Raw genomic sequence first — 23,361 nt, forward strand, 5'->3', positions numbered from 1 at the left:
GTCTTACGTACCTTCGTCACCACCACGGCGGCAGCCAGCCTGCTGGCCCTCGGCAGCGGCAGCGCGCTGGCCGAGCCGCAGAGCGGCGCTGACATGGCTGATCGCAGCGCGGTCAGCAGGGTTGATGACGGGAGCTTTGAATACCCGGCCGCACCGGCGAACTCGTTCCGGACGGTCTTGGCGGGCCAGCCCATCGGCCCCTGGAAAGTCACCCGGGGAGCCGTGGATCTCATCGGCGCCGGGTTCTGGCAGGCAGCGCAGGGAAAGCAGTCTGTCGACCTCAACGCCACCCGGCCCGGGACTGTGGCGCAGACCTTCTCCACGAAGCCGTTCACGAAGTACACGGTGACGTACTCACTTGCCGCGAACCCGGGTGGCCAGGCGGTCAAGACGGGCCGAGTCCTGGTCGACGGACGGAACGTCCAGAACTTCTCGTTCGACTCGACCGGCAAGACGCGCGCCAACATGGGGTACCGGACGCGGCAAGTGACCTTCCTGGCCCTGGGTTTCACCACAACGCTGGCGTTCGAGAGCACCATTGCCGGCGCCTACGGGCCGGTGATCGATGACGTAAGGGTGGACCGCACCTGCCATAGGTAGGCGCTGCGGAGTGGCACCAGTAGAGCCCCGGTGCATGGGCACCGGGGCTCTACTGTCGACCGCTTCCCGGGACAAGGCGTTGCCAAAACAGTCGAAGGTCCAGCCGAGAACGAACCACGTACGCGACGGGAACACGCGTGAGCGATCAGGGCAGGAACCGCAAGGTGTTCCTCGACATGAAGATTGACGGACGGCCTCTGGGGATTTCCGAGCGGATCGAGTCCGAGCTCTACGACGACGTGGTGCCCGAGACCGCACGCAACTTCCGGGAGTTGGCCACCGGGCAGTACGGCTTCGGCGACAAGGGATCACGCTTCCACCGGATCATCCCCAAGTTCATCATTCAGGGTGGCGACTTCACCAAGGGCAACGGCACCGGTGACCGCAGCACCTACGGCGGCACGTTCGGCGATGAGGATTTCACGCTGAAGCACACCAAGCCCGGACTCCTCAGCACGGCCAACGTGGGGCGGAACACCAACGGTTGCTCCTTCTCCATCACCCTTCTCCACCACCCCCTGGCTGGGCGACGCTCACGTTGTGTTCGGTGAAGTCCTGATGGGCCTTGACGCCGTCCGCAGGATCGAGCGCCTCGGCAACGCATCAGGCAAGGCCAGCGCTGCGGCACCGACTACCAGGCGGCAATGCCCCTGAAGCCGGACCCGATCCACGCCGGTGACGCGGCGCACCACCGCTGGGCTGACCTCCGACACCATGGGCGGAGGTCGGCCCACGGGCTCACTGGACCAGGTGCCACAGCAGCATGAGCGGCGAGGCGCCGATGGTGGCGTGACCCAGGACTTCAGTCGCCACCCAGGCGCCGGCGGTGTAGGCAACCCCGGCGAGGAAGGCCCGGCTGGCAAGCCGGACCGCTCTCCACATCAGCGCGCGGAGGCGGGCGCTGAGTATGCGCATGCGGCGGGCGAAGCGCTGACGGCGGTTGGGCTGGGCAGGCTGCCGAGCGTCCGCGATGGACACGGACCACCCTTCGGATACGGACAGGCCAAGGTGATCGGCCGCGCCGGTGGCGCAGCGTCTGCGGGGGATCGCCGCGCGGTCGGCCGTCCTCGTGGGGGTGGTGCTTGTCGGCCCGAGGTGGCTGTTGGGCGCAGCGCAAGACGTCTCGGGGCGGTTGGCCCCCCGCTCATAGCGGCCATGGCCTTCTCCTTCCGGTTGAGGAAGCCGGACCATGGAACACCCGAGACGCCTACGTCGCGGGCACGATGCCGGGCCTTCCTTCACCCCCTGGAGCGGGAGGAATTCCTCGGGACAGCAGGACAGCAAGACACGGTAAGGAAGTTCGGCACGTAGCAGATCGGCGTGCGGACGTCGCGTCGTGGCGACCGGTGCCGTACGAGGGCGCATTTCCCGCAGGCAACGCGGGACCGGCAACGCGCGGTGCCGACTACCGGGCGGCGATGCCCTTGAAGCCGGACCCGAGTCCGCGCCGTTTGCCGCGTGATGCGGCACCAGGCCGGACGGCGAGGGCCGCGACCTCGCCTGGGCTGCCTGCGGTGTGAGGCCGGCACTCACCTGTCCGGACGTCAGGACCCGTGCGTACGCGCCGGTGCCGTGCACGCGGAGGGTGTCGGCGAGCGCGGCAGCCGCGGTCTCCGCCGCCCCGCAACCCAGCCGTCATCGTCCCTCTGCTGAGCCTGCCGGGGGAGGGCATCACGTCGGCTGAGGAGCACGGCCAGGACCTGCGCCTCGGGAACCTTCAGCGTCACCGTGACCGGCACGGCCCCGAGATGGTGAACGCGATTCCGGGCTAGGCCATGAGGAGCGAGGGCCTGGCGCAGCGCCGCACTTGTCCCGTCCGCAGCTCTGCCACCGAAGGCCTGGCTGCCCCGGCTCCGGCCTGTTCGGCGCGCTCGACGGCGGCGGCCGCCGCGACCGGCACGACGGACACGAGCCGCCCTGGCGCTGGCGCCCGTCCCTTCCAGCCGCACACCCGCTCCCTGCGGGGAAATGCAGGTGCAAGGCTTGCCCGACGCTCGATCAGGGGTCCGTACACGCACAGCGTGTACGGACCCCTTTGTTTTATGGGCCTGCGGTCCGCATCCAGAGGTCGTTTCCTCCCGACGCATCAGACGGGCAGTCACCAGGTGCGGCGGGCAACAGGAGCGGACCTTCTTGACAGCGTCCGCCAGTTCGGACCGTGCCTTGTCCAGGTCGCTCTGGTGGGCTTCGACGTCCTTGGCAGACGTCACCTTCCGCGCGGCCCCGGCATCGGTACGCAACTGGGCGATCAGCGCTTTCGCCTGCTTGGCCTGCCCATCGTGAATCATCGAATCCCCGCGCTTAGACGAGCCGTCGACTGCCTTCTGTGCCTCGTCAGCGAGGGCGACGGCAGCGTCGGTGAGAGCCACGGCGTCATGAGTCCACAGCGCCTCCTGGTTCTTCTTGATCGTGCCGGTTGCGATCTGGCCCGAGTCGATTCGCTGCCCCGGAGTTCCATGCTGTCAAGGGTGTCGAGAAGGGCACCCGAGGTCCGGTACACCTTGTCGAGCTTCGCTTGGTCGGCTTGGGCCCGGTCGAGTGCCTTCTCGGATGCGTTGACCTTGGCCTCGGCACGGAAGGACTCATGATCGGTTGGACGGGTTGCGCGGTGATCAACGCGCAGAGTCCGCAGAGGAACCGATTCCTCGTAGCGGAAGCCTGTTCAGCGGTGCCATCCCTCGTCCGGTGCGCGTTCGTCGGCGGCTGTCACCCTGGTGAGCTTGCTGAAGTAGAGGCGCCGGTTCGCCGACCGGGGGAGAAGCATCTCTGCGAGGGAGGCCGGTCACCGACTTGCCTGGCGCCAGTCGCGCGGACCGGGGTTCGAACCGTAGACAGGGCGAGCAAGTACGTCCTCTGACAGGACCGGTCGGACTGCGACCGCACAGTCGGGGAGCCGTGCCCACCCCGAGCGGCACGGCTCCCGGTCGGGCACGACGGCACGACACCGCGTGGAACAGTGCCGCAACAGTGGAACAGTGCCGCAACACACGTCAGGCGTCGGCGAGGAGGGGGTCGTACGGGCTGCTCATACGGCGGCCGGACATGAAGGAGAGGAAGTCGCCCACGAAGGCGCTCCTGCCGTACGCGCCGTCGGTGGTGGTCAGGTCGCGGTGGAAGGCGGTACGGAAGAGGGTCCGGTACTCGTCCGCGCCGATGGTCCCGCTGCCGTCCTTGTCGGTGGCGTCGAAGAGCACCTCGGCGACGCGAATGAGGGCGGGTCCGGCAAGGGAGGGTACGGCAGCGGCGTACTCGTCGGCGCTGATGCGGCCGTCGCCGTCAACGTCGAGGGCGGCCTGGAGTTCGCGCCACCAGGTGGCGAAGGCGTCGTAGAGCCGGGTCTCCTCGGGTTCGTCCAGGTCGAGGCGGGTGGCCAGTTCGCGTGCCATGGCGGCGAGGTCGGGCCAGTCGAGGTGCCCGTCGCCGGTCTGGTCAAGGACCTGGCGGAAGAACTCCTCCGCCGAGCGTCGGCCCTCCCCTGCGCCCGCCGAAGGAGTCGGGACCGGGTCGGCGTCGCCGCCCAGCGGTGTGAGAAGACGGAGCAGCGCCGATGCCCGCTTCATGCGGGAGCGCAGGGCGGTCACGGTCCGGGCGCGGGGGTCGTCGCTGTCGGGCGAGAGCTGGAGGGCTTCGATGATGCTCTCGGCGTTGATCCAACCCTCGGGCAGGAAGCGGGCGAGCCCGGCGGCGAGGTAGGCGCCCTGCATGAGGGTCGGGGCGCCGGGCATCTCCGGCAGGCCGGCCCGGCGCCGGTACGGTTCGGGGAGCGAGGCGACGGTGATCGCGCCGAGGACCGGTCCGGCGACGGCCCGGCCGGCCGCCCACAGCGTCGGCGCGCCGTCCAGCAGCGCCGGGGCGGGCAGGTGATCGAAGAGCCGGTAGAGGATGACGCGGGCCGCCTCGGTGTTCTCCAACTCGGTTTCGACGACCCGGTCGAAGTACCGCCAGAAGCCGTGGACATCGTCGGGGAGCTCTGCGGCGTCGCCGTCGAGCGCGGCGAGGAACGCGCGGTACTCGGCGTACATCCGCTCCATCGTGTCCTGGTCGAGCGGCTGGCCGCTCAGCCGGCACATGGTGACGGCGCTCTCGAAGAGGGTGGCGACCACCCAGGCACGGGTCGCGCGGTCCATCGCGTCGTAGGCGCGGCCGCGGGAGTCGGAGCCGCTCATGCGGGCGTGCAGCCGGTTGAGCCGGGCCGCCTCCCGTTCGCGTACGGCGGGGTCGGGGCCGAACATGCGCCGCATGCTGAGGAAGGTGTTGCGGAGCCGGCGCCAGGGGTGGGCGACGAAAGTCGAGTTGTCGACGAGAGCGGCGCCGATCTGCGGGTGAGCGGCCTCCAGCACGGTGGCGCGGATCATGGCCAGTGCCCAGCGCGGGTCGTCGAAGAAGGCGCTGAACTGCGATTCCGGGCCGAACAGGGGAGCCTCGTCGGCCGATCGGGTGGTTCCGGTGGTCATGCTGGGTCTCCGTTCGTCCGGGGCGGCACGCCGCCGAAACGGCGGTCGCGGCGCCGGTAGGTGTGCAAGCAGGCGAGGAAGTCGGGGGCCCGGAAGTCCGGCCAGAGCGCCTTGGGGAAGACCCACTCGGCGTAGGCGACCTGCCAGAGCATGAAGTTGGAGATGCGCTGCTCGCCGGAGGTGCGGATGACCAGGTCCACGTCGGGGGTGTCGGGGAACGGCAGATGATCCGCGAAGAGCTGTTCGGTCACGTCGTCGGCGGGCGTCCCGCTGCGGATCAGCGACCTCGCGGCCTCGACGATGTCCCGACGGCCGCCGTGGTCGAAGGCGACGGTCAGCGTCATCCCCCGGTTGTCGGCGGTCAGCGTCGCCAGGTCGGCGAAGTCCCGGGCCAGTTCCCCCGGGATGCGCGGGTCGGTGACCCCGAGGAAGCGGCAGCGGATGCCGCGGGCGAGCAACAGCGGCGCGTGCTTGCGCACGACCCGGCGAACGAGGCGCATCAGGTAGTCGACCTCGGTGCCCGGCCGGTTCCAGTTCTCGGTGGAGAAGGCGTACAGGCTCAGCCACTCGACGCCGGCGCTCCGGGCCGCCTCGATGATGTCGATGACGGTGGTCTCCGCGGCCCGGTGGCCCGCCGTGCGGGGGAGCGACCGCGCCTGCGCCCAGCGGCCGTTGCCGTCCATCACACAGGCCACGTGCCGCGGCACCGCGCGCACCGCCCCGTCGTCCCGCCGCTGCTCGCCGGGCCCGTCGCCGTGCTGTCGCCCGCCCGGCCGGTCCTCCGGCGCCACGCGTGCGCGCGGCACGTCGTGGTCTCTCACGCCCGGCCCTGCCCCGTCCGGAGCGGCACGACCGGTCGTACCGCGCTCGGTCAAACCCACCCTGATTCGCCGCCCCGCCTCGCCCACGCCCCACCGGCGCGTCTCCTCCCGGAAGTCTGACAGCGTGAAGGCGCCCCGAACTGGCCAAACGGGTGGCCGTCACCCTTGGCACGTATGTCCAAGCCCCTCGTACCGGCACCGGATGAGACTGCACTGCACCGCAGGAGAGTGCGCGCCATCACCGATGGCGATGCTGCGCAACCACGCCGGGGTACGAGCCGCAACCCGCTGAGCGGGCCAGCCAGGCATGCCGTTGCCCCCGTACACAGCGCCCGGGGGCAACGGCATGCCCGGTCCGGCATGTGCCGCCGATGTCCCCCCTTGGACGCGGCCCCGGACTGTCGGTGGTGCCTGGCTGCCGAAGGGCGGCCCGGTTCAGGCGACGCTTCTGTCAGGCGCCGAGATCTCCATATCGGGCCAAACTGCGCGCCCACGTGGCGGGTTCCGGCTCTCCCGGTGCGCGAGGAAGTCGGTCAGGGTGGGAGGGACCTTACCTCTTTCGAAGGGACGAAACCGATGGGTATGCGACAGGCGTCTTCCCGCGACGCTCTCGTGTGATTCAAGAGCAGCTACAGCGCCGCTAGTCATGATTGCGTGGAAGTGGCGTCGGCACCGGGGCGGGTACATGTCCGCGACTCGAAGGCCGAGGCGGGTCCGGCGCTGCGGTTCTCTCGCGAACACTGGTCGGCGTTCGTGCCTTTCGCCGCCGGTCGCCAAGGCTAGAAGAGCACGCTCGGCCGCGTCTTTTGCGGGGTGCTCCTGGCCGTAGGCGGGGCGGCGGAACTGGGCGGGGGCAGCTCGCGCCGGTATGGCATGCGCGGGATACGACCCCGGGCCGCGGGTGCCGCGATGCCGCTAGCGCTTCGAGTCAGCGAAACGTGCCGCGATACCCTCCCGCATCGAGCTACAGAAGAAGGGCCCGGGAGATCCTGAGGCCCCGAGCCCTTCGACGTTCAGTAGCGGGGACAGGATTTGAACCTGCGACCTCTGGGTTATGAGCCCAGCGAGCTACCGAGCTGCTCCACCCCGCGTCGGTGGACCCCGCCCTACGCCACCGCCAAGCCGCTCCTCACCAGCTTTGATCTGCCCAGTGCCTGCTGCCATGGGTGGGGTGGTCGCCACCTGCGCCTGGAATGACAAGGAGCTCTGGACGCGCCGTGCGGCGACGGCGTGGACCAGGACGACGACGGCCTGCCGCACGATGCCGCCCGGGGACCCACGCTCCGGTGAAGCAGACCTGATCGGCCGCCCAGTTGCCCGCACGCTGGGCGCTGCCGTCCGAGCAGATAACCGGCCGCGAGTGCGGCGGCCGCGGTGACGACGAGGGTCATCATCAGGGCCACCGCATCCCGACCTTGGACAGCTGCTCCACCCGCTCCGGCGACAGCACGGCGGCCCGGTTCCGCTGGTTGTTGACCCATGCCCCCAGGCAGTACTGGTCCTCCCGGCCCTCCTCGGTGCTGACTCTCACGCCGTTGCCTACGAAAGTTCTCAGTGAGATGTCTGAGCGAGAAACTTGATCCTGGCGTGAATCACCGTCCGGTGGCAGACATGAGGTGAGACAGCAGGTGAGAATTGATGTGGCGTCTCGCTGGCACCAGCGAGGCAAATAGCCTCTCCGGTGTGCCGCACGGTCTCGTCTCGCCCTGGTTCTCACCGGCAGGGCTTGCCGAGACCCCTCCCATGCACCCGCGGCCCCCGAGCCCGGCCCGCCACTGGAACGGCAGCCTCTCGCCCCTCGCCCGCACCGCTCGCTGCGCGTGTCCGCAACCAGCACCAGCCGACTCCTGCGCACCGGGCAGCACAGCCGCTGCCGCACATGCGGCAACCGCGTCGAGTGGTACCAGCGCGACAACTCAGCGCCCCATCGCCCTGCACCCGGCCGAGTTCGCCGTCGCCGACGTACCTGGTGCCTGTCGCTGGCACCTGAGTGGCGGCATCGCCTACCGCCACAGCGACAACAACGCCTGGTGCCGCACCCCGCACGCTGTCCTGTGCCCACGGCGCATTATCACCACTCAGCTCACACCCCACCTGGAAGAGGCCCGCCGCCAACTCGCCGCCCGCACCCGCGCCCTGATTGACACCGGTTCTGTTCACCCCGCTTCGGCCCCCGCCTCGCCGCCGAAGCCAACTGCTGGCTCCAGGTCGTCGGCACCCCCATCCGCCTGACCGGCACTGACACCGTTCCCATCGAACTCGGCCCCCTGGCGCGGCCCGACGCCGTGCTGTGCCGCACCAACGGAGGCGCCCTGGCCGCAGTGATGACACTGCTGACCGCTGGACAGCGCGTACTACTAAAGGGTGTTGCACAACGGCGATCACGTTCGGATCCGGCCACCAATCGCAAGGTCAACTGCCCGATTCTGCTCCCGTTTTCGCCGGTCTGGGTGACACCGTGAAACGGTCACGAAAGATCGTTCGGTCGTTGTGCAACAGCCTTTAGAGCGTGTCTCTTTGGAGTAGAAGCAGACCAGCTCAAGATCCATCTGGCCCGCTACTGACGTTGAAGTCGTCTTGTCGTAGGGGCTGACGGTTGATGATCGTCGCGGTATGCCGGTGGTATGAGGTATCCGCAGGGTGGGGGTCTGACCGCGGAGAGGCAAGTGTTCCGTGAGCGGGTCCGGATGGAAGCGGTCGGTATGTTCGCCGATGGGCGGGGCAGTACGGAGATCGCCAAGGAGTTACGGGTCAGTGTCCGGTCGGTCCAGCGGTGGCGGCGGGCCTGGCAGGAGGCGGGCGAGGACGGGGTTCGTTCGCGTGGTCCGGTGTCCCGGCCGAAGCTCAGCGATGCGCTCTTCGCCGTGCTCGAGGAGGAGTTGGCCAAAGGTCCGGTCGCTCACGGGTGGCCTGATCAGCGGTGGACACTCGCCCGGATCAAGACCCTGATCGGGCGGCGGTTCCACAAGTCCATGACGCTGTCGGGGATCTCCCAGATGCTGCGGCGGCATGGCTGGAGCCACCAGGTTCCAGCACGTCGGGTCATCGAGCGTGACGAGAAGGCCGTGGTAAGCTGGGTCAAGGACGTGTGGCCACACGTGGAACCACCGCGGCGGCGCTCGGGGCCTGGCTCGTCTTCGAGGACGAAGCCGGATTCTCGATGACGCCGCCGACCTCCCGCACCTGGAGCCGGCGCGGAACCACACCGGTCATCCGGGTCCGCGGCCGTTCCCAACGCCGCTTCTCCATCGCAGCCCTGTGCTGCCACAAACCGGGCGAGCGTTCCCGCCTGATCTACCGGCCCAGACGGCATACCGACCATAAGAGCGGCGGCCGCAAGAGCTTCGCCTGGACCGAGTACCGCGACCTCCTCATAGCCGCCCACCAGCAGCTCGGCGGACCGATCGTCCTCATCTGGGACAACCTCAACGTCCACAAAGACCGCCGCATGCGGGCCTTCATCGACACACACGACTGGATCACCGCCTACCACCTACCGCCCTACACACCCGACCTCAACCCCGTCGAAGGCATCTGGTCGATCCTCCGCCGGACCAGTCAGGCCAACACCGCCTTCACCAACTCCGACCATCTCATCAGCCGACTCCGACACGGCCTCCGCCAGATCCAATACCGCAGCGACATCATCGACGGATGTCTCACCGCGACCGGCCTCACACTGACGACACCACGCCTACAAACTCAGTAACAAGGCAGGCGACCTGGCGGGGTAAGCTGGCATTCCATGGCAATAAGCTCCGCCCTGTGGTCCTTCGCCCTAGTTGTAGGGCTTCTCACTCTGACTCCCGGTCTCGATACGGCGTTGATCTTGCGCACGTCGGCCCTCGGTCGGCGCAGGAGAGCCTGGGGCGTCGTCCTCGGCATCCAGACCGGCACCCTGGCGTGGGGGGTGTTCACCTCCCTCGGAGTGACCGCGCTTCTCACGGCCTCACATCTCGCTTACACCGTGTTGCGCTGGATCGGTGCCGCCTATCTGATCTGGATGGGGTTCCGCATGCTCCGGGACACCTTCCGGGGGCTGCCCACGGCAGACACGGACAACTCTGTTCTGGCCGCCGGCGCGGACTCGGTGAGCGGCGGCTGGCGGCAGGGGACACTCACCAACCTCCTGAACCCGAAGATGGGCGCCTTCTACGTCGCAGTCCTGCCTCAGTTCATCCCCGCGGGCACCGGCCACTTCACCATGGGTCTCCTGCTCACCACGGTGCACATCGTGATCGGTCTGCTCTGGTCTGCCGTCCTCATCGGCTTCGCTCGCGTCCTTCAGGGGTGGCTCCGCAAACCCCAGGCTCGCCGCGTGCTCGACCGAATCACCGGCACCGTCATCGGCATTTTCGGTGTCAGGCTGGCGCTCAGCAGTTGAATGATCCGAGGGTCAGGGTCCAGTGACCTGCTCAGCACCGGACCCGGATCGAGATGGACGCGACGTGGAGTGCGGCCTGGTAGGCGATGGCGAGTTTGTCCGTCCGCAGGGCCAGGCCGCGCCATTGTTTGAGTCGGGCGATGCACCGCTCGACGGCATTGCGCTCCTTGTATTTCTCGGCGTCGAAGCCGGGCGGGCGGCCTCCAGCACGGCCTTTCCGTAGACGGTGACCGATCTGGTCGGCGGGCTGCGGGATGACAGCCCGAATGCCTCGACGCCGAAGGTGTCCACGGATCGCGCGGGACGAGTAAGCGCGATCCGCCAGGATCGTTGCCGGGCGGGTTCGTGGTCTCCCGAGTCCGCTGCGCAGGATCCGAATCCTGGCCATGACCGCCTCGAAGGCCGGCGCGTCACCAGCCTGACCGGCGGTGACGTGGATACCCAGAGGACAAGCCCGGCTGTCACTGGCCAAGTGGATCTTTGTACTCAGTCCGCCGCGGGAGCGTCCGAGCGCGTGGTCCTCGGGCTCCGGCCGGCGCATCGCGTTCCTCGCTCCAGCCGAATGCTGGTGAGCCCGGCAGGCAGTGGAATCGACCGAGACGGTCCAGCCCACATCGTTATCCTCATCCACCGCAGTGAGGGCCGCTGTGAGGATGCGTTCCCACGTGCCGTCCACGGCCCACCTGATCAGGCGCTTGTGAGCGGTCTGAAAGGACCCGAGCTCGGGGGGCAGGTCGCGCCAGGGTGAGCAGGTGCGGTACTTCCACGCAATGGCCTCAAGGGTTCGGCGGTGGTCAGCCCACCGTCGCCCCCGGACAGGATCGGACGGCAGCAACGGCTCGATCCGACCCCACATCGCATCAGTGATCACTAACCGGACAGACACGTCCGATCAACTGACCAAATCATCGAAGAGACACGCTCTAGTCGATCTGGGCCTCCTCGCCCGGCTCGACCTCGTCGCGCGGGACGGTGACCTGCGAGCGGCTCACCTCGTCAGACAGCGTGGCGTGCACCCAGCGGCGGAACGAGGAGACCGACACCTTCAGTTTGTGCTCGTCCCGGCCGGTCGTCACGGCAGGGCGAGGACGTCGTCGATCGCGGACCGGATCTCTTCGTCCTGCAGGAAAGCTTGGTAGTCCCGGTACGTCGACAGCCGCCGGTCGGATCCCTGCACCGTACGCAGGGCTGCCCGTGCCGCCGGAGAGACCGTGCCGATCCTGGCGAGGGCGCGCAGCGCCTCGAAGAAGTAGCCGTAGGCGTCGCCGCCATCGGCGATGGGAAGGAGGTACTCCTCCGCGACGGATCCACTCGGTTCCGGCTCACCAGTGATCGACCACAGCGCGACCGCCGCCCGCAGTCGCAGCCAGCTGTCACCGTGCTCCATGACATGCCGCACCCGGTCGGCGTGGCTCGCGGCCGCCGGTCCGAAATCGCCGAGAAGGCCGACCGGACCGTAGAGCGGCCCCTTTTCGGTCAGCACCGCCTCACCGAGGAGCTCCAGCGCCGCGTCGCGGTCGCCGCCCAGGCGCCAGGCTGCCCACGCCACCTTGTAACGGTTGCCGGGAAAGTCGAGGATCGTGCAGCGGCGCACGGCGGGCTCGGCTGACTCCGCAGCCGGTCCCATCGCCGCCAGCGCACCGACCGCGTGCAGCGAGTACCGGGTGTCGTCCAGCAGGGCCACCACTTCTGGCAGCGCGGGCGACGCGGTGGGCCCCCACGCTTCGAGGACTTCCAGGAAGCAGCAGGTCAGCGAGCCGCCCACGGCGTCGTCCCGGAGCAGTTTCCGCACCGCGGGCAGCAGGGCCTCCGCATGCGCCCGCAGCGGGGCCAGGACGTCCTTGATTTCCGGCAGGCGCGGCTCGTCCGAGCCGTACCCGCGTGAGTATTGGCCCCGGTACGGCGCGTACAGCCGCTCGACCAGCCCTGGCAGGGCACGCTCGTCGCCGATGCGGGTCAGCGCCCAGCGAGCGTGGTCGCCGACGGTGCCCTCGAAAAACTCGTCCTCGCCCGGGTCGTCGAGGAGCGCGGCCAACGCATCGGCGTACGGAGTCGCCTGTGAACCCAGCACGGCCAGCAGGTGGGCCGCCCGGTACCGTACGCCGTCGTCCGGCTCCGCGAGCAGCGCACCCGCGAGCGGCAACAGCGCGGATGCCGCGGCCGGCCAGACCACCAGCAGCCGCCACCCCTCGTCCAACGCGGCGCGGCACAGCAGGGCGTCCCCGTTCCGGCGCGCCGCACCGATGAGCCGCACGACGAAGGCGAGTGCCGTCCGCGGAGCGCTCTCGAGCAGGTGGGCCGTCCAGGAGACGACATCCTCACGGGTGAACGCACTGTCGATGTCCGGCACGTACCAGATTGCCTCGAACTGCGGACGCACGGCTGGGTCGGACAGGACATCCACCAGCAGGTCCAGCTCACGGACCGATGCTGGGGGGTCGAACGCGGCCCAGGCGTGCACGGCCGCCACCCGCATGACGGGACCGTCCGTCCGCAGCGCCTGGGTCACCACCGCCCGCACCCGGCCCACCAGCCCGGCTTGGGCAGAGCCGGCTGCGGCGGTGCCCAGCGCGAGCAGGACGGGCAGCCGCACCGTCGGGTCCGTTTCGGCCTGCCACCGCTCCAGCAGAGCACCCTCCCCCTCCGCGAGGGGGAGGGCTTCCCTCCGCACCCCGGGCAGCGGGTCCGCGAACAGCTCCCTGATCCGCGGACGCTGGAGCCGCCACGCCTCGTGCCACCCCGCGTCCACCAGCCCCGGGTCGGCTTCGGCCGCCATCTCGGACAAGCCCGCCAGTAGCTGGACGAGCGTGGCCCGGGCACCCATGCCCGGATCGCCGGCGAGTGCAACGACGAACGGCAGCGCGGCGGTTGCGACGGAAGCCACGCGTCCGGTGCCCAGCCCGAAGCAGTCGAACAGGGGGTAGCAGTCTTCCTCCGTCGCCGCCCCACCCTTGAGTGCCAGGCGACGCAGCGCTCGCCGCATCTCCTTGGGCGGGTGGTGCCCGAGCGCCGACTCCAGCCGCTCCCACGGCATGTCGTCCAGCGCCTCAAGCTCTATTCCTGCCACTCATACCCCCGTGACCTCGCAGATCGGCTCCCCGACGAACATCCTGTCATCGAGAAATGCGCCTGTGCAGGACCGCAGGACTGGGTGGTGACAACTTCCCTGCTTCGCGCGGGCTGGTGACAAGCGGCTTGCTTCACCAATGACAACTACGGGGCCTCGTTCACGGGAACTTGCAGGTTGGTGTAGCCCGGAGGTGACAACAGTCGTGCTTTGGCTCATGTGACCGGCCCCCCCAAGCGCATTCCCGGACAGGCCCTCATTTCCCTATCCGAGCTGAAAGCGAGCCCTGATGAACACGTCCGACGGGTGGCGGCCGCGCCGTGCCCCCGAGGCCCGCGGCCGCGCCGGCGCCCCGCGCACACCCGAAGGTCGGCCGGCCTCGGTGCGGCGCCGTGCGTGGACAGTGGCTGCGGACGGGGGGCTCCGCGGCACGTGGCCCTCGTCCCCGTCGGCCGGGCCCGCCGTGACGACGAGCACCCGTCGGCTACGCACCGGAGGTCACCTCGAACAGCCCGTTGCACAGGCAGTCCCGGAAGAACGCGGTGTCGTCCACCACGGCGGGATCGACATTGAGCAGCACGTGGCAGGTGTCCCGGTAGGACACGGTGGTGGCCGTGACGGCGGCGCCCAGGGTCGGGGCGATGCCGTAGACCTGGTCGACGTCTGTTCCCGCCACTTGGAGGGTGGTCCGGGGGCCGGGCATGTTGCTGATGACGAAGTCGTGCGACGCGGCGAAGAGCCGGAAGGACCACTGAAGCCATCTGGACGGCAGCAACGGTGCCACCCGGGCGACACCTCCCATCCAGTCCAGTGCGTCCCGGTTGTACACGCCGTTGACCGCGGCGCGGCCCGCCGCGATCCGGCTGGCTGTGTCGGACAGGTCGGAGGGAACCTCGAAGCGGATGACGAACCAGTGGTTGCCCATGGGGCTGGCGTCGTGGCGTCGGAGCGGTGCCCGGCCGTAGGGGGACAGCACCCTTATGCGGAGCGTTCGACGTCCTGGCGTGCGTTGTAGCGCCGACAGCCCTCGACCAGCCCGGCGACGAGTGCGTCCTGCACGGTCCCGCCCGCAGTGCGTGAGAGTTCCCGCAGGGCTGTCATCGGCAGGTCCACCGCGAAGTAGCGGCGCTCGACACCGTCACCGGAGCCCTTCGGAGCTCTGGGCAGGTCGCGCACGTCGTGCCAGAGGCGGTTGCCGAAGCGCATCGCCTGTGCCACGCGGCGGGCGGTGGCGGGCAGACCGCGGGGACCGGTACCCGTTCCGTGGCCCGTGTCCTCCCGGGGGCCGGACGCGTACATCATGGGAGCGGCGGCGGCCTGGCGCAGGAACAGTTCCCTCAGCCGCAGCCCGTCGGCAATGGCGTGAGAGATCTTGAGGATGTAGGCGGACCGGCCGTGGTCGAGCCCGTCGACCACCAGGCACTCCCAGGGCGGACGAGCCGAAACGAAAGGAGTCTCGCCGAAGCGTTCGGCGAGGTGTAGTACCTCCGCCCGAGCGGCCTTTCCGGGCGCCCGCACCCGCCGGAGGTGACGGGCCGGGTCGAAGGAGGGTACGGCCTCCCAGCGGGGGCGCGCCCCGGGCCGCCGCGGGCTCGTGACCCGCGCGGCCATCCTCGGCAGATGTTCGGCCGCCTGACGGTGCCACCCACACAGGGCCTCGTCGTCGACCTCCCCGTCGAGAATGAGCAGCAGGAGGACGACGGGCCAGACGTCGGTGTGCGTCTCCAGCCGCCACATGAGACTGTCCTTGGCGCTCAGGCGGCCCAGGGGGACGGCACGGCTGCCGTCGGCGGTCACGTGGCACTCCCGCTGCTCGCCGCTGCTGCCGCCATCGCCTGCGGTGCCGGCACATCGGCCAGCCCGCCGTGCGACACTGTCAGACCGCCGTCGATCACCAGGGTGTGCCCGGTGATGAAGGATGCCGCTGGCGACGTCAGGAACACGGCCGGGGCAGCCACCTCCTCGGGATCGGCCCAGCGTGCGAGAGGCGCATGACGCATCAGCAGGTCGGACGGTGCCGCGTTGGCGTGCACGCCCTGCGTTATGGCGACTCGACGGATCCCGCGGGATCCGTCGAGTCGGTAGGGCTGTGATCCGTTCATCAGACCTCCAGTGAGGTGTCGGGCCCGCGGAGCGGTTACAGGTCCTGCCGAGCCGGGCGGGCCACGCCCGTTGCGTGAAAGCCGCCGTCGACGTGCACCACCGTGCCGGTGACTTCGCGGCCAGTGGGGAGAGGAGGAAGGTCACCGCGCCGATGACCGGTGAGGCGTCGGCGACATCCCAGCCCAGCGGTACTCGTCGGCGACGATGAAGGGGCTGGTCATCGAGCTGCGGCTGCCCTGCCGCCCGGTGCAGCATTGCAGCGACCTGCGTCCGGCTGCCATGACCAGGTCTCTCACCGGGTGAGCCGGGTCGCGGTAGCGAGGAAGGCGGGGTGCGCCGATGCGCCTGGTCCGTTCCGGCGCGGGAGTGGTGACTTTGGCCGTATCCGGCGTCGGCAACCACCACCAGCGGGGTCAGGCCCCACTCGGCCGGCTCGTCCAGGACATCCAGCGCCAGCCGCCGCTTCCCCCGATGCCGCGCGTAATCTGGAACCCCGCAGGCCTGCCGCCGCTGACTCTCTGCCTCCCACGGCAGGAACAACCGCCACCTCAAGAGGACGGAGGCGGTGTCGCTGACCGCGGCCTGGGAGTTCGCCTGCTTACCCAAAGCACCGCAGTACTGGCGGGTGACAGCGACCGACATCCGGCCGTCCTTGGGGAAGGACACATCGTCGACCCCGAAGGCGTCCGGGCTGATCAGCGGCATCATCCGCTCGGCGATCCGCCGCTGTACCGGCTCCGGATCCCACGGTGAGTGGTTGACGCACTGCTGCAGGTTCTGCTGGTTGCCGTCCGGCAGCCGCTCGGCCATCGGCTGGATCGACTTGCGCCGCCCGTGCAGCATCAACTCTCGCAGGTAGCAGTCGCCCTTCGCGCGTTGGTCCTTCCGGGGAACCGGCGCGAACACATCCGCCACGAACTCGGCTAAATCCGCCCGCAGAACCTCCACTTGCCGCATGTCCATACCCCCACCGTGCCTCCCGGCCGGACACCGCCGCCAAACACACCTAACGAATTCCTACTGGAGGAACTAGGTATGATATCTGCGGGAATTAGGATCCCCCGAGGTGGGCCTGCGGTCTTACTTTCGCTGGTCCACTCCGCTGATGTTGCCTTCAACGCGGCCTACCCTCAACTGCGGGCAAGCGGTCTATACCTTATCGGCGCTGATCACCAGGTAGCGCAGTGCACCGCTGGCGTAGGCGTCAAGGAAAAGCTGTTCGGCCCCGTTGCGGTGCTTGGAGTGGATGCGGAGCTGCCAGTACGGGATTGCCTGGGCGGTGATGTCCGAGACCTGGTTGATGGCGAGGCCGGCGTCGGACAGCGCGGTGAAGTACTCGCTGCGGGAGTGGATGAGGCACCGGTAGAAGTTGTTGATGGCCGTCACCGACGCGTCCTGGGCGTTACTGCTCGCGCACCACGTCATCGCCGTATACCGGCCACCCGGACGCAGTAGACGGGCGAACTCGGCAAATCCTTCGTTCAAGTCGTCGATCAGCATGGTGGTCTCGTTGCTGTAGACCCGGTCGAAGTGACCGTCCGGGAAGTCGGTGACCACCATGTTCTGATAGTGGAAACGCACCCGATCCGCGCATCCACGCCGCGCGGCGGCTTGTCTCGCGAACCTGAGCTGGTACGTGGAGATGTTGACCCCGTCGACCGCGCAGCCGAACCGGTCGTGAGTCATGAAGGCGGTGCCGCCGCGGCCTGATCCGGCGTCCATCACCCGGTCGGTGGGCCTGACCGGGCCGAGCGCGTCGCCCAGGACCAGCACCTCGTCGTTCTCCAGCCGGTGCATCTCGGCCAGAATGGCCTCCTCCCGCTTCTCAGGAGGGGTGTCTAAAACAGTGGGATCGAACTGGCCTATTCCGTAGTGGTGGTGGTGGATGTCATTGTCGCGACCAGTGCTCAGGTTGAGTACGTCTCCGTCGGCCTTGGCGTTGTAGACCTCAACAGAAGCACGTTCCAGGTCGGTTCGGATCACTGGCGTGCTGTCGGCCGGGTTCGGGGTAAGGCCACCGGGAGTCAGACTGCTCGTCATACTCAGATCCTTTTTTGAGAAGGAACAACCCATTGCGCTACCCATCCTCCCCACGCAGTTCGCTGCCCATGTAGACACAGGACCTGTGAATAGTGACCCTCACCGGATAGCGATGGAAGAAAGCAGGCCAGCGGGCATGTCGTAGTTAATTTACGGGAAAACGCTAAGGTGGTCCCTCAACCTGGAGTGAGTGGAATTGCGCCCCCAACGTATAGACTTACTGATCGTTTCAAAATGAGGGACCAGCCCAGGGCTCCCTCGCAGATCGTGCAACACTCGACGCGTGACGCCGCCCGGAGAACCGCCCAGAGCCAGTGCGCCCGGTCCGTTGTCAGGGGCACCAGGGGAGGCCCCTCTCCTCTACGCCCACTCCATGCCCAGCTCGCGCAGCGCGTTTATCCAGGAGCGGTGCTTGTGATCATAGGTGTGTGGTCTGGCCTGGGCTGATCAGTTTGGTGCGCGGCCTTGGTTGGCTCGTGGTCAGGCCGAGCGGGTGCCTCGGTGGCAGTGCGTTCATGGGGTGTCAGGTCGTTCGTGGTCTTCTGACGTGCAGTTTTGTCACGTAGCGGGCGGTGCTGATCAGGTTGTGTCTTCTGCGCTGGCGCATGGCTCAGGTTCAGTGATCGTTGAAATGTGGTTGCACCTGGACGACCCGCGCCATGATCCTGGCGCGGGTCGCCGCCGACACTTGGCCACCAGCTCACCTCGATGGCCGGCCCCGCCCTGAGGGCCACTTGTGCCGCCGAACCTCACTGACCGGTCTCCGGACACAGCAGGGGCCCTGGGGGATCGGGCGCTGTCCAGCGATGGCGCAACACCGGTTACGTGGTGGCCGGTTGCGGCTCTTCCAGCACCCATGGCTGTGTCCGTGGCCGCTCCGCTCACGTCGCAGTCGCGACGGCTGTCCGCTCGCCTCGCCGTCCTCGATCAGGCAGGCGCTGATGTCGGTGGTATGCGGCAGCATCAGGGCATGACGCAGATGAACAGGGAGTGGGCGATCGGGAAGTTGAAAAGCTTCCTCGTCACCGCAGCAATCTCCTACGTCCCAAGCCCGCCGAACTCGGTCGGCTTCGGCTACTACAAGTTCAACAACCCCAAGCCCGAGGTGCAGGCGGCGGCTCAGATCGTGGAGCGGATCCTGGACCGGGTGATACCAGACTGGCGAACGGCTGACTGGGAAGAGGCGAAGAAGCAGCCCATGTGGCGCCACCGTGAGGCAGCCAATCGTGCGGTTGCACTTTTGGAGGCTGAGCAGGAGCTGCAGGAGAACCTGGGCAGCGGAGCACCTCAGCTCGACGCCGCGACGCTTCACCCGTGGGTCTGGGGCAGCGTCGCTGGTCTGTGGAGCAGCGGCCACTTCCGTGAGGCGGTCGGGGCCGCCGCCCGGGCCATCAACGCTCAGGCACAGGCAAAGCTCGCACGGAGGGATCCCTCCGAGGCGAAGCTCCTCTCTGACGCCTTTTCCACCAATGCTCCCACCACCGGGCATCCGCGTCTGCGCCTGAGCGTTGACGACGGGGGTGACACCTTCAAGAACCGTCACGACGGTGCTGGCAACTTCGCACGCGGCGTCTACTCGGCCATCCGCAATCCCATCGCCCATGAAGAAGGCGATGAGCTGGAAGAACACGAGGCTCTGGAACAGCTCGCCGCGTTCAGCATCTTGGCCAGGTGGGTGGATGCTGCCACGGTGGATACCGCGACCTGAGCTGACCCATGACGGCGGCAAGGAGTGCTCACCGGCAAGAGAGGGTCGAACCCGAGGCCGCAGCGGATCTCCCGGCCCGGGCTGCTCTCAGCGCTGGGAAGCGTGCTCGGCGCGTATACCGGGCTGGTGCTTCGCGGGCTTCCTCCCGCCTGACGTTGCGGCCCAACACCTCACGCGGCAGGGCCCGGAGCAGATCTGCTTCGGGCCCTGCCGCGTGAGGCGGCGTTGCCCCTCGCCCAGCTCAGCGGGCGCCGGCACCTCGATCGGAGCCGCAGCACCGAGGGGAAGGCGCGGTCTGCCCGCAACCTCGTCTATGCGGACGCCGGTGACTGGCTGCCGCTGTCGGGATTCGCGGGGGGTAGTGCTCCTGGTGGCGGGTCGGGTGGTGGCTGGGGGGTGGCGGCGGGGCTGTGGCTTGCCGGTAGCTGATGATGGCTTGGATTCTTTTTTCGGGGTCTGTTATCTGGTCGAGTGTGGCTGCGAATTTCTCATCGACCAGTGTTCCTTTTCGTTGTCGTGAGTGTTCGAGGATCAGGCTGGTGAGGGGGACGGCGAGGTATGCCGCGATGACGATGGCTCCGACGGCCCACCAGGGTGCGCCGCCCAGGGCGCCGGCGAGGACGGCGGGGAGTCCGGCCAGAAGGCCGGCGATGGGGCCGAGGGAGGACGAGTTCATCGCGTGGATTCCCTTCCAGCACGTGACGGCTGGGCCGCCTCATGCCTGAACGAGCCGTGCGGGCACGGCTGGGACGGGGAGAGGCGGCACAGGTGTGCCGTGATGTGAGGGCATGCCAAGGGCCGGCGCCGCCGTAGGGCGGGCCGGTGTTGTTCTACGGCAGGCCTGTTAGCCCCTTGGGGCGCGGGTTCGCTGTTCCCGTGGGGTCGTTTAGAGGGGTTTTTCGGCGGGTCTTGCGGGGGAGGCTTTCTTCGGCTTTTTGGGCAGGGTGGGCTATATCGCGTTCGTAACAAAAAGAATGCTGATAAAGCCCTTAAGCCGGTTCATTAACCTTTTCCGCGCCGCCTTTCTCTTACTCGTCGGCCGGTGCGCTCTTCTGTAGGCACGCCGGACGTGCCACCAGTATCGGGCATCGCAGCGCCGGCTGGGACCTGTTCGGCCAGATCAGTCCCGAAGTTCTCGCCGATCGCTGCTGGTTGAGGGAAGCGGCCGCCCAGGGGCGGATGGCGCCGGCGCCGGCGGGATTCAGATGCTGATGAGGCCCGTTGTGGTGAGGAGGTGTTGTTGGTCGGGGTGGAGGAGTGGCCAGGTCGCGTGTTGTTTGGTCAGCCAGCGGCGGTTGGCAGGGGTGTGGGGTTGGGTGCGGGCCCGTTGGTAGCCGTGTTGCCAGACCATGCCCCAGGGCGGGTTCCACCAGGGGTCGATGGCGGTCAGAGCGTGGGCTGCTGGGGTGGGGCCTGTTTTTCTTGTGCGGTAGCGCTGCTTGTTCAGCCATCGGCCGAGTGGGAAGCCGTCCTGGGTGGTGTCGCGGGGGACGGCGAGGTGGCCGTGGGTGTCGGCGAAGGTTTGGGCGTGTTCGACCGCGGTGCGCCAGGGGTGCGCGCGGCGGGTGCGTGCGTGGGCGACCTCAGGCGTGATGCCGATCAGCGTCAGGAGGTGCCGCTGGCCGGGGTGGAGCTGGTGGTATTGCAGGCAGGCCCGGGTGACCCAGCTTCCCAGAACGGTGCTGGGGGAGGGGGTCAGCGCGGCGGGGTTGAAGGGGCGGCCCGCATTGATGTGGTCGCGGGCGCGGTAGTAGTTGCGTTGCCAGTGCAGGTCCCAGGGCGGGTTCCACCAGGGGTCGATCGCTGTGAGCTCGGTCAGGTGGGGTGAGGGCGGCACACCCGCTCGGGCGCGTTGTTTGGCGCGGTTGCGCTGGCTGAACAGCCACATGCCCAGCGGGTAGCCGTCGTGCAGGGTGTCACGGGGAGCTGCGAGGTGGCCGTGCTCAGCGTGCCAGGCCCGGGAGTGTGCCAGCGCCGTCTCGAAGCCCGGCTTCAGATCGGGTCGGTGCCCGAGGCGGCTGCGGGGCTTGCGGGGACGCTCCGGCTCGGTGGCACGCCGAGTGCGGCGTCGACCCGGAAGAGCCGCAGGGGCTGCAGCTGTTGTGGCGTGGCCGGCCTTGTCTTCCACGTCCGTGGCCGGGGTCGCGCCCGGCCTCTTCGGGGTCGTACGTGCGTGCTGTCGGGCTGCGCGGGCCACTTGGGGGGTGATGCCGATGCCGGCGAGGAGTTGCCGCTGCTCCTCGCTGAGCTCGTCGTACGTGGCGCACTGGCGCCACAGCCAGTCGGCGGCACCGGAGTCGTCGAGGGCATTGAAGCCGTTCTCGGCCTGGAGGCGGCGGCCGGCTGCGGCGCCTTGGGCCCGGTGGTAGTGACGCTGCCACGTCAGGTGCCAGGGCGGGCACCACCAGGGATCGATGGCGGTGAGGGCCTGGGCGCGGCCGGCGGGCAGGGGCCGGTGGCCGGTGCGCCAGCGGTTGCGCTGGTTGGCGAGCCACTGTCCCAGGCAGAAACCGTCGTGGACGGTTGCCGAGGTCACGGACGCCAGCCCGCCGTGTTCGGCGGCGTAGGAGCGGGCGTGGGCGAGGGCTTCTTCGGCGCCGACTTTGAGGTTGCGCCGTCTGGGCCGGGCGGCGGCCGCCGCTGCGGCGTCGATGCCGATGTGGGTGAGGAGGCGTTGTTGTTCGGGGTGGAGGGTGGGGTAGCGGGTGCACTGCAGGTAGAGCCATTCGCCGAGGCTGTAGCTGGTGGTGGAAAACCCGCGGGCCGGCTTGAGCGGGCCGTGGGTCTGGTGGTGGGTTCGGGCCTGGTGCCAGGTGCGCTGCCAGAGCGTGCTCCAGGGTGCGTTCCACCACGGGTACAGCGCGGTGAGGGCGGCGGCTTGGTGGGCGGGCATGCGGGTGTGGCGTGCGCGGGTGTTGGCGAGCCATTGGCCCAGCGGATAGCCGGCGGGGGTGTCTTCCTTGGGTACGGCGAGGTGTCCGTGTTCCTGGTGGTAGGCGCGGGCGTGCGCGAGTCCTTGGGCGAAGGCGCGCTCGGCTTGCAGGCTGTGGCCGCGCAGCCGTCTGGCGGGTTTTGCCGCGGGCGGGGTGCCGTCGGCGGCCGGGGCGTGGGGGAGGAGGTCGCTGAGGGGGCGGGGCCGGTGTGCCGAGTGCACCGTCCACAGTGCCTTCCGGGCGGCAGGGGTTGAGGTGGTCTGGGCGCGTACGCAGGAGTGGGCCCAGGTGAACAGTGGCCCGTGGGTGATGGTGGCGAGGTGGTGGGCGAGCCACGGCCGCCCGAGCTGGGCAGCGAGCTCGGCCAGCAGCCCGGGTAGTTCTCCCAGCCGGTGGGGGAGATGGCGGCGCGATTCGGTGACGGTGCGCTCTTGCACGGTGCGGTCGGCCAGCAGGCGTGCGAGGACGACGGTCTCGGGATAGGTGATCAGGTCGCGGGCGGCGACCTTCCACCAGCCAGGATCGGCGCCGGCGGGCCGGGTGGCCTCGAGACGGGCCGGCCACAGATGCTCCTCGTTCGGCCAGGGCTGGCCCCACCAGGATCCGGTGACAGCGCGGGCGACTTCGAAGGCCTGCGCACCGGCGGGGCAGTGGCGCAGCAGTCGGACATGCCGTCGCTGGGCGTCGACCACCTCCGGGCACGGGCCAACAGGCACGGGCAGGCCGCTGGTTCCGGGCAGGAACAGCAGCCAGTACCGGTGGCGTGCGCAGACCCGCTCTCCGGGGGCCAGGTACCGGCGGGCGGGCACACGGCGGCCGGTGCGGACGGCACAGCAGGCGGGGCAGGTGGGCCCCCACGGGGCGACGGCTTCCTCGCCGCGGGTCAGGCGGCCGGCCGGGCCGCCTGGGTAGTGCGCGTGCGGTTCTGCCCGTGTCCACGCCGGCAGCGCGCCCTCCAGCACCGCCGCTGGAACGCGGCTGAGGACGCACACGCGCTCGCGTGCCTGGGCGTTGAGGTGGATCTCGCTGTCCGGGTGGAGCATTCCGGCGACGTTTCGCCGGCCGTCGGTCTCGGTGATGGCGGCGAGCAGGTCCCGTAGACCGAGGTGGTAGCGGGCGGCGAGCCGGTTCAGGAACGAAAGCGTCAACTCTCCGTACAGCGGTGCCACGCGTCCGGCCGCACCGCCGGCCAGTGCCGTAACCAGGACGCCGGACGCTGTCATCCGTTCCCGCCGCTGGCCGTGCTGCGGG

The 23,361-nt window shown here is 68.9% G+C and carries 18 protein-coding genes, 1 tRNA gene and 3 pseudogenes; 8 read left to right on the plus strand and 14 right to left on the minus strand.

The genetic code is table 11. From position 1 onward, the window contains the following. The first annotated feature begins 39 nt into the window (after positions 1 to 39). Positions 40 to 600 (plus strand): choice-of-anchor C family protein, encoded by a 561-nt coding sequence (locus KKZ08_RS38405; RefSeq protein WP_320592494.1) that lies wholly within the window; start codon positions 40 to 42, stop codon positions 598 to 600. A gap of 176 nt (positions 601 to 776) precedes the next feature. Next, positions 777 to 1,254: pseudogene (locus tag KKZ08_RS38410) on the plus strand (peptidylprolyl isomerase). 84 nt (positions 1,255 to 1,338) lie between these two features. Here the strand turns inward: KKZ08_RS38410 and KKZ08_RS38415 are convergent. From KKZ08_RS38415 to uppS, 3 genes are all read right to left on the minus strand, one after another. Further along, positions 1,339 to 1,515 (minus strand): hypothetical protein, encoded by a 177-nt coding sequence (locus KKZ08_RS38415; RefSeq protein WP_223778839.1) that lies wholly within the window; start codon positions 1,513 to 1,515, stop codon positions 1,339 to 1,341. A gap of 2,075 nt (positions 1,516 to 3,590) precedes the next feature. Further along, positions 3,591 to 5,054, minus strand: coding sequence for an oxygenase MpaB family protein (locus KKZ08_RS38420; RefSeq protein ID WP_223778840.1), 1,464 nt, complete (start codon positions 5,052 to 5,054; stop codon positions 3,591 to 3,593). Next, positions 5,051 to 5,770 carry a polyprenyl diphosphate synthase gene (gene uppS / locus KKZ08_RS38425; protein ID WP_223779361.1) on the minus strand — a complete coding sequence of 240 codons (720 nt, stop codon included), beginning with the start codon at positions 5,768 to 5,770 and terminating at the stop codon, positions 5,051 to 5,053. The genes KKZ08_RS38420 and uppS overlap by 4 nt, the downstream gene beginning before the upstream one ends. 735 nt (positions 5,771 to 6,505) lie before the next feature. Between uppS and KKZ08_RS38430 the strand changes: the two are divergent. After that, positions 6,506 to 6,658, plus strand: a pseudogene (locus KKZ08_RS38430) (DUF397 domain-containing protein); the annotation flags it as partial. A gap of 234 nt (positions 6,659 to 6,892) precedes the next feature. Here KKZ08_RS38430 and KKZ08_RS38435 read toward each other — a convergent pair. Together KKZ08_RS38435 and KKZ08_RS38440 are read right to left on the minus strand one after the other, a co-directional pair. Next, a tRNA-Met gene (locus tag KKZ08_RS38435) sits at positions 6,893 to 6,966 on the minus strand. Between the two features lie 302 nt (positions 6,967 to 7,268). Further along, a complete protein-coding gene (locus KKZ08_RS38440; protein WP_223778842.1) occupies positions 7,269 to 7,406 on the minus strand; it encodes a helicase associated domain-containing protein in 138 nt (45 codons plus the stop codon). Between the two features lie 212 nt (positions 7,407 to 7,618). Here KKZ08_RS38440 and KKZ08_RS39080 point away from each other — a divergent pair, with 212 nt between their 5' ends. From KKZ08_RS39080 to KKZ08_RS38465, 4 genes are all read left to right on the plus strand, one after another. Beyond that, positions 7,619 to 8,107 carry a DUF6083 domain-containing protein gene (locus tag KKZ08_RS39080; RefSeq protein ID WP_346657928.1) on the plus strand — a complete coding sequence of 163 codons (489 nt, stop codon included), beginning with the start codon at positions 7,619 to 7,621 and terminating at the stop codon, positions 8,105 to 8,107. Between the two features lie 392 nt (positions 8,108 to 8,499). Beyond that, positions 8,500 to 9,039, plus strand: a complete 540-nt coding sequence (locus tag KKZ08_RS38455; protein ID WP_223778843.1) for a winged helix-turn-helix domain-containing protein — start codon at positions 8,500 to 8,502, stop codon at positions 9,037 to 9,039. Continuing rightward, entirely contained in the window at positions 9,036 to 9,584 is a 549-nt protein-coding gene (locus tag KKZ08_RS38460) for a transposase (protein ID WP_263303394.1), read from the plus strand. The genes KKZ08_RS38455 and KKZ08_RS38460 overlap by 4 nt, the downstream gene beginning before the upstream one ends. Positions 9,585 to 9,620: 36 nt before the next feature. Further along, on the plus strand, positions 9,621 to 10,259 hold the full coding sequence (locus tag KKZ08_RS38465) for a LysE family translocator (RefSeq protein WP_223778844.1): 639 nt from the start codon (positions 9,621 to 9,623) through the stop codon (positions 10,257 to 10,259). 31 nt (positions 10,260 to 10,290) lie between these two features. Here the strand turns inward: KKZ08_RS38465 and KKZ08_RS38470 are convergent, their stop codons facing one another. From KKZ08_RS38470 to KKZ08_RS38505, 8 genes and pseudogenes are all read right to left on the minus strand, one after another. Next, positions 10,291 to 11,145 carry an IS5 family transposase gene (locus KKZ08_RS38470; protein ID WP_223778845.1) on the minus strand — a complete coding sequence of 285 codons (855 nt, stop codon included), beginning with the start codon at positions 11,143 to 11,145 and terminating at the stop codon, positions 10,291 to 10,293. Positions 11,146 to 11,182: 37 nt separating this feature from the next. Then, positions 11,183 to 11,335, minus strand: a complete 153-nt coding sequence (locus tag KKZ08_RS38475) for a hypothetical protein (protein ID WP_223778846.1) — start codon at positions 11,333 to 11,335, stop codon at positions 11,183 to 11,185. Beyond that, a complete protein-coding gene (locus tag KKZ08_RS38480) occupies positions 11,332 to 13,326 on the minus strand; it encodes a hypothetical protein (protein WP_223778847.1) in 1,995 nt (664 codons plus the stop codon). The genes KKZ08_RS38475 and KKZ08_RS38480 overlap by 4 nt, the downstream gene beginning before the upstream one ends. A gap of 484 nt (positions 13,327 to 13,810) precedes the next feature. Then, complete coding sequence (locus tag KKZ08_RS38485; RefSeq protein WP_223778848.1) at positions 13,811 to 14,251, minus strand: WS/DGAT domain-containing protein; 441 nt, start codon at positions 14,249 to 14,251, stop codon at positions 13,811 to 13,813. 53 nt (positions 14,252 to 14,304) lie between these two features. Next, positions 14,305 to 15,123: a wax ester/triacylglycerol synthase family O-acyltransferase gene (locus KKZ08_RS38490; RefSeq protein WP_223779363.1), complete on the minus strand. Its 819-nt coding sequence runs from the start codon at positions 15,121 to 15,123 to the stop codon at positions 14,305 to 14,307. Next, positions 15,120 to 15,359, minus strand: a complete 240-nt coding sequence (locus tag KKZ08_RS38495; protein WP_276573925.1) for an SDR family oxidoreductase — start codon at positions 15,357 to 15,359, stop codon at positions 15,120 to 15,122. The genes KKZ08_RS38490 and KKZ08_RS38495 overlap by 4 nt, the downstream gene beginning before the upstream one ends. 442 nt (positions 15,360 to 15,801) lie before the next feature. After that, a pseudogene (locus KKZ08_RS38500) lies at positions 15,802 to 16,392 on the minus strand (transposase); the annotation flags it as partial. Positions 16,393 to 16,578: 186 nt separating this feature from the next. Next, a complete protein-coding gene (locus KKZ08_RS38505; RefSeq protein ID WP_223778849.1) occupies positions 16,579 to 17,469 on the minus strand; it encodes a methyltransferase domain-containing protein in 891 nt (296 codons plus the stop codon). Positions 17,470 to 18,439: 970 nt separating this feature from the next. Here KKZ08_RS38505 and KKZ08_RS38510 point away from each other — a divergent pair. Next, positions 18,440 to 19,177: a TIGR02391 family protein gene (locus KKZ08_RS38510; RefSeq protein WP_223778850.1), complete on the plus strand. Its 738-nt coding sequence runs from the start codon at positions 18,440 to 18,442 to the stop codon at positions 19,175 to 19,177. A 1,201-nt stretch (positions 19,178 to 20,378) separates the two neighbouring features. On the opposite strand, the gene KKZ08_RS38515 is transcribed toward KKZ08_RS38510, so the two are convergent. Beyond that, entirely contained in the window at positions 20,379 to 23,333 is a 2,955-nt protein-coding gene (locus KKZ08_RS38515; RefSeq protein WP_223778851.1) for a Helicase associated domain protein, read from the minus strand. Positions 23,334 to 23,361 lie beyond the last annotated feature (28 nt).

Origin of the sequence: Streptomyces sp. 135, assembly GCF_020026305.1 — a bacterium.
Lineage (GTDB): Bacteria > Actinomycetota > Actinomycetes > Streptomycetales > Streptomycetaceae > Streptomyces.

Bases quoted from the DNA above. Each gene is read 5' to 3' on its own strand.
- KKZ08_RS39080 (WP_346657928.1), top strand. From the start codon at position 7,619: ATGCACCCGCGGCCCCCGAGCCCGGCCCGCCACTGGAACGGCAGCCTC.
- KKZ08_RS38515 (WP_223778851.1), bottom strand. From the start codon at position 23,333: ATGACAGCGTCCGGCGTCCTGGTTACGGCACTGGCCGGCGGTGCGGCC.
- KKZ08_RS38460 (WP_263303394.1), top strand. From the start codon at position 9,036: ATGACGCCGCCGACCTCCCGCACCTGGAGCCGGCGCGGAACCACACCG.
- KKZ08_RS38420 (WP_223778840.1), bottom strand. From the start codon at position 5,054: ATGACCACCGGAACCACCCGATCGGCCGACGAGGCTCCCCTGTTCGGC.
- KKZ08_RS38465 (WP_223778844.1), top strand. From the start codon at position 9,621: ATGGCAATAAGCTCCGCCCTGTGGTCCTTCGCCCTAGTTGTAGGGCTT.
- KKZ08_RS38455 (WP_223778843.1), top strand. From the start codon at position 8,500: ATGAGGTATCCGCAGGGTGGGGGTCTGACCGCGGAGAGGCAAGTGTTC.
- KKZ08_RS38415 (WP_223778839.1), bottom strand. From the start codon at position 1,515: ATGCGCATACTCAGCGCCCGCCTCCGCGCGCTGATGTGGAGAGCGGTC.
- KKZ08_RS38505 (WP_223778849.1), bottom strand. From the start codon at position 17,469: ATGACGAGCAGTCTGACTCCCGGTGGCCTTACCCCGAACCCGGCCGAC.
- KKZ08_RS38510 (WP_223778850.1), top strand. From the start codon at position 18,440: ATGACGCAGATGAACAGGGAGTGGGCGATCGGGAAGTTGAAAAGCTTC.
- KKZ08_RS38485 (WP_223778848.1), bottom strand. From the start codon at position 14,251: ATGGGCAACCACTGGTTCGTCATCCGCTTCGAGGTTCCCTCCGACCTG.